Source organism: Streptomyces sp. NRRL B-1347, assembly GCF_000720325.1.
GTDB lineage: Bacteria > Actinomycetota > Actinomycetes > Streptomycetales > Streptomycetaceae > Streptomyces.
On the sequence record NZ_JOJM01000005.1, the window covers coordinates 140,787 to 153,361 of the forward strand.

General features: G+C 72.9%; 10 protein-coding genes and 1 pseudogene. 5 read left to right on the top strand and 6 right to left on the bottom strand.

Annotated elements, in window-relative coordinates; translation table 11 throughout:
- Positions 1-4,140, top strand: coding sequence for a hypothetical protein (locus tag IG74_RS0108020; protein WP_030671922.1), 4,140 nt, complete (start codon positions 1-3; stop codon positions 4,138-4,140).
- Between the two features lie 145 nt (positions 4,141-4,285).
- Entirely contained in the window at positions 4,286-5,494 is a 1,209-nt protein-coding gene (locus IG74_RS0108025; protein ID WP_030671925.1) for an FAD-dependent monooxygenase, read from the top strand.
- Between the two features lie 78 nt (positions 5,495-5,572).
- On the opposite strand, the gene IG74_RS0108030 is transcribed toward IG74_RS0108025, so the two are convergent.
- On the bottom strand, positions 5,573-5,779 hold the full coding sequence (locus tag IG74_RS0108030) for an antitoxin (protein WP_030671927.1): 207 nt from the start codon (positions 5,777-5,779) through the stop codon (positions 5,573-5,575).
- A gap of 118 nt (positions 5,780-5,897) precedes the next feature.
- Here IG74_RS0108030 and IG74_RS0108035 point away from each other — a divergent pair, with 118 nt between their 5' ends.
- Positions 5,898-6,644, top strand: coding sequence for a class I SAM-dependent DNA methyltransferase (locus IG74_RS0108035; RefSeq protein WP_030671929.1), 747 nt, complete (start codon positions 5,898-5,900; stop codon positions 6,642-6,644).
- A gap of 50 nt (positions 6,645-6,694) precedes the next feature.
- Here the strand turns inward: IG74_RS0108035 and IG74_RS0108040 are convergent, their stop codons facing one another.
- The 4 genes and pseudogenes from IG74_RS0108040 to IG74_RS0108055 all read right to left on the bottom strand — a co-directional run bounded on the left by IG74_RS0108040 (position 6,695) and on the right by IG74_RS0108055 (position 10,045).
- Positions 6,695-7,132 (bottom strand): SRPBCC family protein, encoded by a 438-nt coding sequence (locus IG74_RS0108040; RefSeq protein WP_030671932.1) that lies wholly within the window; start codon positions 7,130-7,132, stop codon positions 6,695-6,697.
- A gap of 66 nt (positions 7,133-7,198) precedes the next feature.
- Positions 7,199-7,477, bottom strand: a pseudogene (locus tag IG74_RS50895) (LysR family transcriptional regulator substrate-binding protein); the annotation flags it as partial.
- 268 nt (positions 7,478-7,745) lie between these two features.
- Entirely contained in the window at positions 7,746-8,723 is a 978-nt protein-coding gene (gene sph, locus IG74_RS0108050) for a sphingomyelin phosphodiesterase (RefSeq protein ID WP_030671952.1), read from the bottom strand.
- 182 nt (positions 8,724-8,905) lie between these two features.
- Positions 8,906-10,045, bottom strand: coding sequence for a glutamate--cysteine ligase (locus tag IG74_RS0108055; protein WP_030671955.1), 1,140 nt, complete (start codon positions 10,043-10,045; stop codon positions 8,906-8,908).
- A gap of 144 nt (positions 10,046-10,189) precedes the next feature.
- Between IG74_RS0108055 and IG74_RS0108060 the strand changes: the two genes are divergently transcribed.
- Together IG74_RS0108060 and IG74_RS0108065 are read left to right on the top strand one after the other, a co-directional pair.
- Positions 10,190-11,155, top strand: coding sequence for an LLM class F420-dependent oxidoreductase (locus tag IG74_RS0108060; protein ID WP_030671958.1), 966 nt, complete (start codon positions 10,190-10,192; stop codon positions 11,153-11,155).
- 38 nt (positions 11,156-11,193) lie between these two features.
- Entirely contained in the window at positions 11,194-11,604 is a 411-nt protein-coding gene (locus tag IG74_RS0108065) for a hypothetical protein (RefSeq protein WP_030671961.1), read from the top strand.
- Between the two features lie 38 nt (positions 11,605-11,642).
- On the opposite strand, the gene IG74_RS0108070 is transcribed toward IG74_RS0108065, so the two are convergent.
- A complete protein-coding gene (locus IG74_RS0108070; RefSeq protein ID WP_030671963.1) occupies positions 11,643-12,560 on the bottom strand; it encodes a glutaminase in 918 nt (305 codons plus the stop codon).
- Positions 12,561-12,575 lie beyond the last annotated feature (15 nt).

The window sequence follows — 12,575 nt, forward strand, 5'->3', positions numbered from 1 at the left end:
ATGGTGGACAGCATCCGATGGACCGTCCTCCCCGACGGCGTCATCGAGGGTGACACCGTACGCGTGTCCGTCCTCGTCACCCCGAACCTGACCGGCATCACCCGCCTCGGCCAGTCCGAGGCGTTCATCCGCTGGCCGGAGCGGCTCACCACCCTGCTGGCCGGGCTGTGGTTCGAGTTCGACACCCCCGAACACACCTACGTCACGCAGCACGAGCCGACGGGCCACCACCCCCCGGCCGACCTCGACACGTGGAAGGCCCTGTTCAAGGACACCACCCTGGTGTCCCCACCGGAGCGGGCGGCCGCGCTGGCCGCCGAGGCGGCGGACACGCTGCGCTCCTTCCCCGGCAAGATGGTGCACGACGAGATCACCGACGTGTACCAGGCCGTCGCCGTGACCACGACGCGCAGCCGCCTCGGCGGCGAATGGGCCCGCCAGGAGAGCCTCCTGTGCGAGGAGCCGCCGACGGACCACCGCGGCTGGGAGGTGCCCGCCCTGTACCTGATGCCCGACATCATCACCCGCGAGGTCCTGGACATGGGCCGGAACCTGGCCGAGGGCTACGAGGTGGTGAAGCGGGCGTTCAACCAGCACAGCGACGTCCCGCGCGCCGCCGCGGACGACCTCACCCCGCGGGTCATGGACCGTACGACCGAGTTCTACACCAGGGCGGTGAACAAGCACGTGCTGCCCCTGGCCGAGACCGCCCTGTTCTACGACCGGCCCAGGCCGTCCGCCGAGGCCCTGGCCGCCGAGGAGGAGGAAGAGCACCGCGTCGACTTCCACGAGGCGTGCGGTCTGCTCGGCGACTATCCGGAGCTCCAGCGCAGGTTCGGCCTCGTCGTCGACCGCCGGTTCACGCTGCCCGCGAGCATCCCCGACGGAGCCCGCGTCCGGGTGCGCTTCGCGGGCGACGTGCCCCACGCCGACGACCTCAACGCCGGGCCGCTCCGCCCCTGGACGGCCCTCCGGCTCGTCCGGGGCAGCGTCTTCGAGGCGGCCGCCGCCACCGACGGCCTGATCACCGGCGGGATGCTGAACCTCGGCGTCCCCGACACCTGGCACCTCACCGAACTGGACGTGGACGGGGCGGCGCTCAAACACCTCGACTACGCCCGCACCATCGCGGTCCTGTACGACCGTGACGTGCCGTCGAGCCCCGGCTCCGTCGCCCACCAGGTCGCGGGCACCGCCACCCCGGCCGCCCGCGGCGGCGGCATCACCCTGATGCACACCGTCCGCGACCACTACCTCGCCGGGCAGATCGGCTCCGACCTCAACCGCCGCACCAACGGCGAAGTGGCCGAACTGACCGCGGAGAACCTGGTCCGCGGCTACCGCGTGGACATCGGCACCGTCGACCCCGCCACCGGCGCCGTCCGCCAGTGGCAGTCGCTGCTGCGCCGTCGCGGCCGCTACACGATCCGCTGGCCCGGCCAGCAGCCCGTCACCCTCCAGGTCCGCCCGGACGAGGGCCTGGTGCGCGCCAGCGCCGTGACGGCCACCTCCGCCACCTCCAAGGTGCTCTACGGCCACCAGGCCGTCCTCGGCTGGCACGGCTGGAGCCTGGCCGCGCCCCGCCCCGGCCGCACCATCGGCCTCAACGAGGAGCCGGAGGCACCCGCCCCGCCCGTGTCGCCGGACGTGCCCCTGGAGACACGGTTCACGGCGGAGCCCGGCTCGCTGCCCGCGCTGCGCTTCGGCCGCACGTACCGCATGCGCGCCCGCGTCGCCGACCTCGCGGGGAACGGCCTGGAGCACACCGCGAGCACCCCCGCCGCCGTCCAGTCCGAGGCGATCACCTACGGCCGCTGGGAGCCCGTCCCGCAGCCCGTGGTGGTGCCTCTGCTGCCGTTCAACGAAGGCGAGTCCACCGAGCGCCTGGTCATCCGCAGCACCGTCACCGACGACGGCCGCCACATCTCGCCCGACGAGTACGTCCTGTGGCGCTCCGACGTCCCCGACCACAAGGCGCGCTCCGACGTCGACGGCCTCGACCGCCAGTACAAGCCGACCGCGGAACGGCACGTGGCACCGCCGAAGACGGCCCTGCAAATGGCCGAGGAACACGGCGTGTTCGACGCCGCCTTCGGCGCGGGCAAGCCCGACCGGGTGCGCGAGGAGTACTTCGCCGCCGCCTCCCGCGAGTCGGGCTCCTTCCTGGACACCGTCGTACGCGGCCCGCACTGGCCGCACCTCCCGCGCAACCTGCTGCTCGAAGGCTCCATCCACGTCGCCAAGCACGACGTGCACGACCCGCTGCCGGTCACCCCGCTGCCGCTGGCACGCCGCGGCGCCGGTCTCAAGCGGGGCGAGTTCATCGTGCACAACACCCACCAGCTGCTCCTGCCGTACCTCCCGGACGTCCTGGCCGAGGGCGTGATGCTGCGCGGGCTGCCCGGCGACCTGGAGAACCGCAAGATCCCCTTCCCCGGCCCCTGGCCGCAGGCCGAACCCTTCAGGATCCGGATCAAGGAAGGCAGCGGCGAACCCCACTGGAGCGGCCTCACCGAGCGCGTCCTGGAGGTGTTCCTGCCCAAGGGCGAGATCGCCACGGTCCGCCTGAGCTGCTATCTGGACCCGCGGAAGCTTCCCCTGCTGCGCCAGTGGGGGCTGCTCACCGAGTCCGCCTTCTGGCAGGACCTGCGCGACCAGGACCGGGCGTTCCTCACCCGGGCCACCGCCGACGGCGAGAACTGGATGCTCACGCCGTGGACCGAGGTCACGCTGGTGCACGCGGTGGAGAAGCCCGTCGAGCCGCCGAGCCTCGCCGAACTCGCCGCGTCCCGCACGGCCGAGCAGACCGCCGCCGCCATCTCCCTCCAGGTCACCAGCCACGCCGAGAGCACCGGCCACGTCGAGGTGGACGCCCGCTGGAGCGAGTGGCTCGACGACGTCACCCAGGACGAGCCCACCCGCATCGCCGGGCACAAACAGCTGGAGGACATCACCCTCCGCTACACCGACGACGAGGAACGGGTCACCCGCACCCACGAGTTCGGCGACACCCGGCACCGCAACGTGCTGTACACGCCGACCGCCGTCACCCGCTTCCGCGAGTACTTCCACCCCACCATCACCGACGACCGCGCCAACGTCACCCGCCTCGGCCCGACCGCGGCCCCCCTGCCGGTGCCCAGCTCCCGCAGGCCCGAACCGCCCGCCGTCGCCTACGCCGTGCCGACCCTGCGCCACGACCGCAGCGTCGACCAGCAGCGGGCCGCCGTCACCCAGCGCCGCCGCCCCGCGGGCCTGCGCGTCTATCTGAACCGCCCGTGGTACTCCTCGGGCGACGACGAGATGCTCGCCGTGGTGCTCGACACCGGCACCGACCTGCCCGACACCCTCGCCACCCGCTGGGGCGTCGACCCGGTCTGGTCCGACACCACGGTCCTGCCGCGCCCGCAGGCCACGCACTTCCCGAACGCGGAGCAGCGCCCGACCGGTCTGCGCCTGCCCGGCTCACCCGACACGGCACCCGTGCTGGTCGACGCGGCGGCCTTCACCCCGTCGTACGACAAGGGGCGCAAGCTCTGGTACGTCGACATCGACGTGGACTTCGGCAGCGGCGGGGCCACCGCCTACTTCCCCTACCTGCGCCTCGCCCTCGCCCGCTACCAGCCGTACGCGGTCGACCCGCTGCACCTGTCGAAGGTGGAGCGGGCGGAGTTCACGCAGCTCCTGCCGCCGCGCACGCTCACCGGGCGGCGCGAGGGCAACCAGCTCACGGCCGCCCTCACCGGCCCGGCCACGTACAACGAACTCGGTGAGATCAGCGGCACGGGCACCACCGCCGCGGCCGCCTGCCGCCGGGTCACCCTCACCCTCCAGACCCGGGCGAGCCTGGGGGAGGACGACATGGACTGGAAGGACCTGGGCACCCCCGTGGACCTGACCTGTCGTGCCGACGGCACGGGCTTCGCCTGGTCCGGCGGCATCGCGGCCCCCACCGGCCAAGCCCTCACCCTGTACCGGCTGCTCGTCCAGGAGCACGAGCTCTACCGCACCGACAAGGACACGGCGACCGACACCGTCACCGTCAACGGCACCCCGGTACCGGCAGCCCGGCGCCTGGTGCACGCCGACTACTTCGACCTGACCGTCGGTCTCCTGGGCCGGATCGACTTCAAGCTGTAGATCGGCCTCCAGCTGGCGGAGGCCGGTCGTCGCGAGGGGCCCCAGCCGTGCGGTGCGGCCGGGGCCCTGTCGCAGCGCGTCGGGAATCCGCCACCCCTGCTGCTACTCTCTGTCGTCGCATGGTCATCGTGAGCAACTTGCAGAGGTGTGCGTGAAGGTCACCTGCGTCGGAGGCGGGCCCGCCGGTCTCTATCTCTCCATCCTGCTGAAACGGCAGGACCCGTCCGCCGAGATCACCGTCCACGAGCGCAACGCGGAGGGCTCCACCTACGGCTGGGGCGTCACGTACTGGCGCGGGCTCCTCGACAAACTCCACGAGCACGACCCCGAGTCCGCGCGCGCCGTCGAGGAGGCCTCCGTCCGCTGGCGCGACGGCGTCGCGCACGTGGGGGACCGCAGCACGCGCCACCGCGGCGACGAGGGCTTCGGCATCGGCCGCCACCGGCTCCTGGAACTCCTCGCCGCACGGGCCCGGTCCCTCGGCGTACGCCTCGACTTCGGCCACGAGATGACGGGCGCTGAACTGCCGGGCGACGCCGACCTGGTCGTCGCCGCCGACGGCCTCCACAGCGCGCTGCGCGGCCGGAACGCGGAGCACCACGGCGCGCACGTCACCGCCGGGCGCAACCGCTACATCTGGCTCGGCACCACCAAGGTCTTCGACGCCTTCACCTTCGCCTTCGTGGAGAGCGACCACGGCTGGATCTGGTGCTACGCCTACGGCTACGGCCCGCAGGGCAGCACCTGCGTCGTCGAGTGCGCCCCGGAGACCTGGGCCGGGCTCGGCCTGGACCGCGCCGACGAGGCCGAAGGCCTGACCCTCCTCGGCAAACTCTTCGCACACCTCCTGGACGGGCACCCGCTGATCGGCCGCCACTCCAGCGACGGCCGGGCCCAGTGGCTCACCTTCCAGACCCTCACCAACCAGCGCTGGTACCGCGACAACGTCGTCCTCCTCGGCGACGCCGCCCACACCACGCACTACTCCATCGGCGCGGGCACCACCCTCGCCCTGGAGGACGCCATCGCGCTCGCCGCGGCCCTGCGCGGCCACCCCGCGCTCCCGGAGGCGCTCGCCGCCTACCAACGGGAGCGCGCGGCCGCGCTCCTGCCCGTCCAGAGCGCGGCCCGCCACAGCGCCCAGTGGTACGAGAACCTGCCGCGGTACATCAACCTGCCGCCGCACCGCATGTTCGCCCTGCTCGGCCAGCGCCACTCACCGCTGCTGCCGTACGTTCCGCCGCAGCTCTACTACGGCCTCGACAAGGCCGTCGGGCAGGTCGAGGCGCTGCGCCGGTTCAAGCGCTGGCTGGGCCCCAGGCTCGCCAGGACCGCGCCCACGCGCCGCGACTGACGCGGCGCCCGTGCGGGGCGCCGCACCCACCGACCCGTGGTCCGGGCCGGGCCACGGCCCGGACCACGGGGGACCCGCTCAGGCCTTGGGCAGGCCGCCCTCGTCGCCGCCCTGCTCCCGGTCCGCGCCCAGCTGCTGCTTCAGCTTGTCCTGGGCGGTGTCGACCTGGCTGCTGTACTTGCCCTGCGTCTTCTCGTCGACGAAGTCTCCGGCCTTGTCGATGCCCTGGCCCGCCTTGTCCTCGTGGCCCTTCAGCATCTGCTTGAGCTTGTCCATCACAGACATGGGATGTCTCCTTGCGCTGTCGCCCCTGTCTCCAGGTTCACCGCGCACCGACCGATCCGCATCCCGTGCGGCGGAAAACCCCGTGCGTCACCGGAGCCCCGGGCGCTACCGTCCCGGCATGCCTCATGAGGACGGACACTTCGCGGAAGACGTCGCCGCCACCTACGACGAGTCGTCGGCGGATATGTTCCGCCCCGAGGCGGTCGATCCGGTCGTCGACGTCCTCGCCGACCTGGCGGGCGACGGGCGGGCACTGGAGTTCGGCATCGGCACGGGCCGCATCGCCCTGCCGCTGTCGCGGCGCGGCGTCCCGGTGCACGGCATCGAGCTCTCCCGGGCCATGGCGTCCCGGCTGCGGGACAAGCCGGGCGGCGACGCCGTCGGCGTGACCATCGGCGACTTCGCCACGACCCCCGCGCCGGACGCGCGCCCGGCCTCCGTGGTCTACCTCGTCTTCAACACGATCAACAACCTCACCACGCAGGACGCCCAGGTGGCCTGCTTCCACAACGCCGCGGCCCATCTGCGCCCCGGCGGCCGCTTCGTCATCGAGGTCGGAGTGCCCGACCTGCGCCTCCTGCCGCCCGGCCAGACCGCCGTACCGTTCCACATCAGCTCCACCCAGTGGGCGTTCGACACCTACGACGTCGCCACGCAGGCGATGAGCTCGCACTACGTCACGGTCGTCGACGGCCGCGCCGAGCACCGCGCCATCCCGTTCCGGTACGTGTGGCCCGCCGAGCTCGACCTGATGGCGCGGCTCGCCGGGCTGCGGCTGCGCGACCGCTGGGAGGACTGGCACCGCAAGCCCTTCACCAGCGAGAGCACCCGGCACGTCTCAGTGTGGGAGAAGCCCGCCGACTGACCCGGCCCCCGACCCCGACCCCCGGCCCCTTCCCCGACCCCGGCCCCCGGTCAACGCCCGGCGAGGAGCGCGTCGACCGCCCGCCCGAACAGCCACGACGCCGACCGCGCCACCACGGGATCCAGTACCTTCGGTAGCCACCGCACCCGCAGCTCCTCGCGCCAGACCACCCGCGAACCCCCGCCGACCCCGTCGGGGCCCACCTCTATCTCGGCCCACCCGGTGACGAACGAGCCGCGCTTGACCAGGCGGCAGGCCCCGCGCCGCCCCTGCGGCGGCTGCCAGACCACGACCTCCATCAGGTCGTCGAACGCCAGCGGCCCCACGCCGGACCGCGCCGTCAGCAGGGCACCCGCGCCGCCTGCCGCCCCGGAGACCGTGACCCTGGTCAGGGGCATCACCTGCCCGTGCCGCTCCCAGTCCGTCAGGCGCCGCCACGCCTCGTCCGGGCTCAGCGGGGTGGTGCGCACGATGTGGAACAGGGCCATGCGCCGATCGTAGGCAGCGCCGCGCAGCCCGGCGCCTCAGCGGGCCCACGCCGGCTTCCAGACGCACGCGAACGGGTGGGCGGGCCCGGTGAACAGGCGCAGCGGCTCGTCGAGGACGGGCACGGCGCTGATGCCGTCCGGCAGCCGGCGGCCCGGCATGGTCACGGCCCGGAACGTCGCGTCGATGGTGCCGGACGCGAGGGCCTCCACGGCCGCGTCGGCGCCGTAGAGCGTGACGACGTCGAGCTCCACGTCCGGGTGCGCGCGGTGGAAGTCGCGCACCAGGCCCGCGGTGGCGACGCGGCGGCCGACCACGTCCACGCGCAGGGCGCGCCGCCGCTCTCTTTGATGGCGCCGGTCAACGAATGGTTGCCCGGACCGGCCGGTCGGCAGCGCTCCACGCACGCGCCGGGCCGACCGCGCCCCGCCCCTCACCCCGGAGGTGACGCACCCGTGCCCGGCTCCTTCGTCCATCTGCACAACCACACCGAGTACTCGATGCTGGACGGCGCCCACATGTTCGGCGCTGAACGCCGCCACCCTCGCCTCCGACGCCAAGGGCACCGGGCCCGACGCGTGGGCGGGCACCGGGTGACCCCGAGGGGCGTATCCGCTAGCTGCCCACCACCGGATAGTGGTCGGAGAGGTTGGTGTACGTGTACTGCTTGCCCCAGCTCGACACGGTCCAGGGCGCGCTCTGCTCCTTGACCACGTCGTTCTTCCACCCCGAAGGACGCGCGTGACCCTGGCGGTGCAGGACGTAGTCGAGGTCCTCGCGGGGGTCGTTCGGGTAGCGCTCCGAGGAGATCGAATTGTCCCGCGTGTCGAAGGAGTACGGGTGCCCGGTCCGCTCGTCCGCGGGCGCGAGCCCCGCGTCGGCCAGCATCGAGGCGTACTCCGGGCTGTGCGAGTCCACGTTGAAGTCGCCCGCGACCAGGACCTGCTCGTTCGCCGGGATGCGCTTGGCGTCCAGGAACGCGTCCAGCTCCTTGAACTGCTTGGCGCGCGTCGCGGCCGCCTCACCTGCCCCGCAGCCGGGGTCCGTGGACTGGGCGTGGGTGCCCACGACGTGCGTCTTCGTGCCGTTCACGTCCAGGACGGCGTAGACGAAGCCCTTGTTGGAGTGGTAGTCCGCGCCGCAGGCGTCCTTGTAGACGTACTGCTCCTTGCGCACGATCGGCCACTTGCTCAGGACCGTCACGCCGCCGTCCTCCGGGGTCAGCGCGGAGTACGCGCCACCGGTGGCGTCCCACCCGGACTTGCTCCGGCCCATCACCGGCGTCTGGTGCGGGTAGAGGGCCGAGGCGTTCTTCTGGAGGGCGTCGGACGCGGAGTTGTCGAAGGCCTCCTGAAGCACGACGACGTCGTTGCCCCGGAAGAAGCCGGCGGCCGGTATCTCCTTGGCGCGGTGGTCCTGCCCCCAGTTCGGGTACAGCGTCTTGCTGAAGAGGAAGGCGTTGTACGTGAGCACCTTCAGGCGGGGCGTCTCGGCGGCCGATGCGCTCGGGGCCGTCGCGGCCAGTGTCGCCGTCGCGGCGAGCGCCACGGCGATGGCGCCGCCCAGGCAGGTACGCGGGGTGGAGTGGGGCACGGAGGTTCTCCCTGTGGGGGTGGGGACGGTACCGGCTGGATGCACCGGCGCGGTCATCCAAAGCGGTGCGGGTTACGGCGGATTGACGTGCGGGTGAGCGTGGAGCGGATCATGGGGCGCGCGCGAGCGACGGATCGGCGTCGCCGGGCGGGGGAGCACCAGGTCAGGCGGGTTCAGGCGGTTCAGGCGGGTGCTGCCTGGGTGCGGCGTACGCACTCGGTGATCACGGAGCTCAGGCTGCCCGTCCGCTCGAAGAGGTCCCGCTGGACGCGGGCCCCGGTGCCGTGGTCGAGGAGCCGTTTCGTGCGCTCGCGGGCCAGGGCGAGGTCACCGCTGTCGGCGAGGGCGTCGCTCACGTGGTCGAGCAGGGCGCGCACCACCTCGGCGGCGGGGACCGGCCGCATCGACAGCGGATGCAGGAGCGCGTCGTCAAGGCCGGAGCGCGCGGCCCGCCACGCGGCGAGCCGCAGCAGGCTGACGCCGTGTCCCAGCGGCGGCGTGCCCGCGCGCCACTCGCGCGCGGCCGTCTCGACGAGGGCCCGGGCGAGCGCGGCGACCAGGACGGTGGTGCCCGCGTCGAGGCAGACGTCCGCCACCCGGATCTCGACGGTGGGGTAGCGGTGGGAGAGCCGGGCGTCGAAGTAGACCATGCCCCGGTCGCGCAGCACCCCGCTGGTCACCATGTCGCTGACCTGCTGTCGGTACCGCTCGGCCGATCCGAAGAGCTCCGTGGGGCCCGCCATCGGCCAGCGTCCCCACACCCGGCTGCGGTAGCTGGCGTAGCGACTGTCCTTGCCCTGCCAGAACGGCGAGTTGGAGCTGAGCGCGACGAGGACCGCGAGCCACGGCCGGATCCTGTCCACGACGGCCACGCCCTCCTCGTCCGACTCCACCGAGACGTGGACGTGGCAGCCGCAGGTGAGCTGCTCCTGGGTGGTGAGGCCGAACTGCTCCTCCATCCACTGGAAGCGGCCGCCCACGTTGACGGAGGGGCTCGCGGGCAGGGGAGAGGTGGCGAGCGCGGCCACCGAGGCGCCGACGTCCCCGGCGTGCCGGGTCGCCTCCGCGCGCCACCGGACGATCTCGGCGGAGAGGCTGTCCATGTCCGACTGCGGCCGCGTGGCGAATTCGATCTGGTGGCCGTGCAGCTCCTTCTCGAAGGCGTCGTCCTCGGTGTACGCGCCGTCGCCGTCCTCGGCGGGGCCGGGTCTGTCGGCGGTGTCGCGGGCGGCGCGGGCCAGGACGGCCGCGGACAGCGCCCGCGGCTCCCCACTCGCACGGTCGAACAGCAGCAGCTCTTCCTCCACACCCACGGTACGCAACGGACGCCGCCTCTCCGGCCCGCCTACTTCGGACTGTGGGGGCCACTCGGTACCCAGTACCCCGACTCCCGGGGTGCAGCCGTGCACCGGCTGCCGTCCGTGCCCACAGGTTTCAGCCGGGCCAGTAAGGCGAAAGCGTAGATTATGGTACGAATCGGCTACACGATGATGACCGAACAAGCGGGACCGCGCTCCCTCGTCGAGCATCTGGTCGCCGCGGAGGGCGCGGGGTTCGACTTCTCGGTGACCTCCGACCACTCCTTCCCGTGGCTGGCGGAGCAGGGACACGCGCCGTACGCGTGGAGCGTGCTCGGCGCCGCCGCACAGGCGACCTCGCGGATCCCGCTCATGACGTACGTGACCTGTCCGACGTTCCGCTACCACCCCGCCGTGGTGGCACAGAAGGCCGCCACGATGCAGCTGCTCTCCGAGGGGCGCTTCCGGCTCGGCCTCGGCAGCGGGGAGAACCTCAACGAGCACGTGGTCGGCGGCGGCTGGCCCGCCCCCGAGGTCCGTCTGGAGATGCTCGAAGAGGCCGTCGGGATCATCAGGGCGCTCTTCACGGGGGACAACGTGAACCACCAGGGCACCCACTTCGACGTGGCGAACGCCCGGCTGTGGGACGTGCCGGACGAGCTGCCGCCCATCGGCGTGGCCGTCTCCGGCGAGAGCTCGTGCGCCCTGGCCGGCCGCCACGCCGACCTGGTCATCGCCACCGAGGCGAAGTCCGGGCTGCTCGAAGCCTTCGACCGGCACGGCGGCCGCGGCAAGCCCCGCGTCGGCCAGCTGCCCGTCTGCTTCGACACCGACGAGGACGCGGCCGTCGCCCGCGCCCACGAGCAGTTCCGCTGGAGCGTGGGCGGCTGGCCGGTCAACTCCGAACTGCCCGGTCCGTCCGGCTTCGCCGGAGCCACCCAGTACGTCACCCCGCAGGACGTCGCGCGACAGATCCCGTGCGGCTCCGACGTCGACACGTTCGTCGACGCCGTACGCCCCTACGCCGATGCGGGCTTCACCGAGATCGCTCTCGTCCAGGTGGGCGGCGACCACCAGCTGCCGTTCATCGACTGGGCGGAGAAGGAGCTGCTGCCCGTACTGCGCGACCTGTGACGCCGCATCAGCCATCCGCGACCCCACTGGAGAACAGCATGAACGACACCCCGGGCCCGCAGGAGCAGGACTCGTCCCCCGACCTGGTGCAGGTGGTGCTCAGCGACTGCTCGGCCGCCGACGCGGACGCGGTCTTCGGCGCCCTGTGCACACACTTCCGTGGCGACCGCGAGGGCGACGCGCCACGGCAGACCGAGGCGACCCGGCCCGCCGTGTGGACGGGCTCCTTCCTGGCGTCGCGGGCCCCGGGCCCGGTGCCGGGAGTGCTCCTCTCGGGCGCCGTGACCGCCGATCTGCAGGGCGGCCCGGCGGCGGTCGGCCGCCTGCGCACGGTGCTGGAGGGCGCCTTCAGTGCCGCGGCGGAGGGCACCGCGTCGGGCGACCAGGAGGTGCAGGTCCAGCTGCGCCTGACGGGCGCCGACCGCGGGGCGCCGCCCGGCGGGCGGTGAGCCCCGGCAGCCGCCGAAGCCCCGGCGCCCGCTGAGCCTCAGAAGACGGACAGCCCGGTGAGCGTGGTGAAGCGGTCGAGCGCGGCGACGCCCGCCACCGAGTTGCCGCGCTGGTCGAGGCCGGGGCTCCACACGCACAGGGTGCAGCGGCCGGGCACGACGGCGATGATGCCGCCGCCCACGCCGCTCTTGCCGGGCAGGCCCACGCGGTGGGCGAAGTCGCCCGCGGCGTCGTACGTGCCGCAGGTCAGCATGACCGCGTTGACCTGCTTGGCCTGGCTGCGGGTGAGCAGCGTGGAGCCGTCCGCCCGTATGCCGTGCCGGGCGAGGAATCCGGCGGCCAGGGCGAGGTCGGCGCAGGACGCCTCGACGGAGCACTGGCGGAAGTACTGGGCGAGGAGCTCGGGGACGGCGTTGGCGATGTTGCCGTACGACGCCATGAAGTGGGCCAGGGCGGCGTTGCGGTCGCCGTGCTCGGTCTCGCTGTCGGCGACGTGCTCGTCGAAGGTGAGGCGGTCGTTCCCGGACTCGGCGCGCAGGAAGTCGAGGAGCACCCCGGCCGCGTCACCGGTCAGGCTCTGCAGCCGGTCGGTGACGACGAGGGCGCCCGCGTTGATGAAGGGGTTGCGCGGGATGCCGTGCTCGTACTCCAGCTGCACCAGCGAGTTGAACGGATTGCCCGATGGCTCCCGGCCCACGTGCTCCCACAGCAGCTCGCCCTCCAGGCTCAGATCGAGGGCGAGCGTGAAGACCTTGGTGATGGACTGGGTGGAGAAGGGCTCCTGCCAGTCCCCGACGCCGTACACCGTGCCGTCGAGCTCGGCGACCGCCATCCCGAAGCGCCGGGGGTCGGCCGAGGCGAGGGCCGGGATGTAGTCGGCCGGGCGGCCGCGGCCCGGCAGGCCCTTGATCTCGTCGGCGATGCGGTCCAGGACCGGCTGGAGGGAGGGTGACACGCGTACTTGCTCCGT

What these genes read in the sequence shown, in the direction of transcription:
- IG74_RS0108035 (WP_030671929.1), top strand. Translation starts at nt 5,898, where the DNA reads ATGCCTCATGAGGACGGACACTTCGCGGAAGACGTCGCCGCCACCTAC.
- IG74_RS0108060 (WP_030671958.1), top strand. Translation starts at nt 10,190, where the DNA reads ATGGTACGAATCGGCTACACGATGATGACCGAACAAGCGGGACCGCGC.
- IG74_RS0108030 (WP_030671927.1), bottom strand. Translation starts at nt 5,779, where the DNA reads ATGTCTGTGATGGACAAGCTCAAGCAGATGCTGAAGGGCCACGAGGAC.
- IG74_RS0108020 (WP_030671922.1), top strand. Translation starts at nt 1, where the DNA reads ATGGTGGACAGCATCCGATGGACCGTCCTCCCCGACGGCGTCATCGAG.
- IG74_RS0108040 (WP_030671932.1), bottom strand. Translation starts at nt 7,132, where the DNA reads ATGGCCCTGTTCCACATCGTGCGCACCACCCCGCTGAGCCCGGACGAG.
- IG74_RS0108065 (WP_030671961.1), top strand. Translation starts at nt 11,194, where the DNA reads ATGAACGACACCCCGGGCCCGCAGGAGCAGGACTCGTCCCCCGACCTG.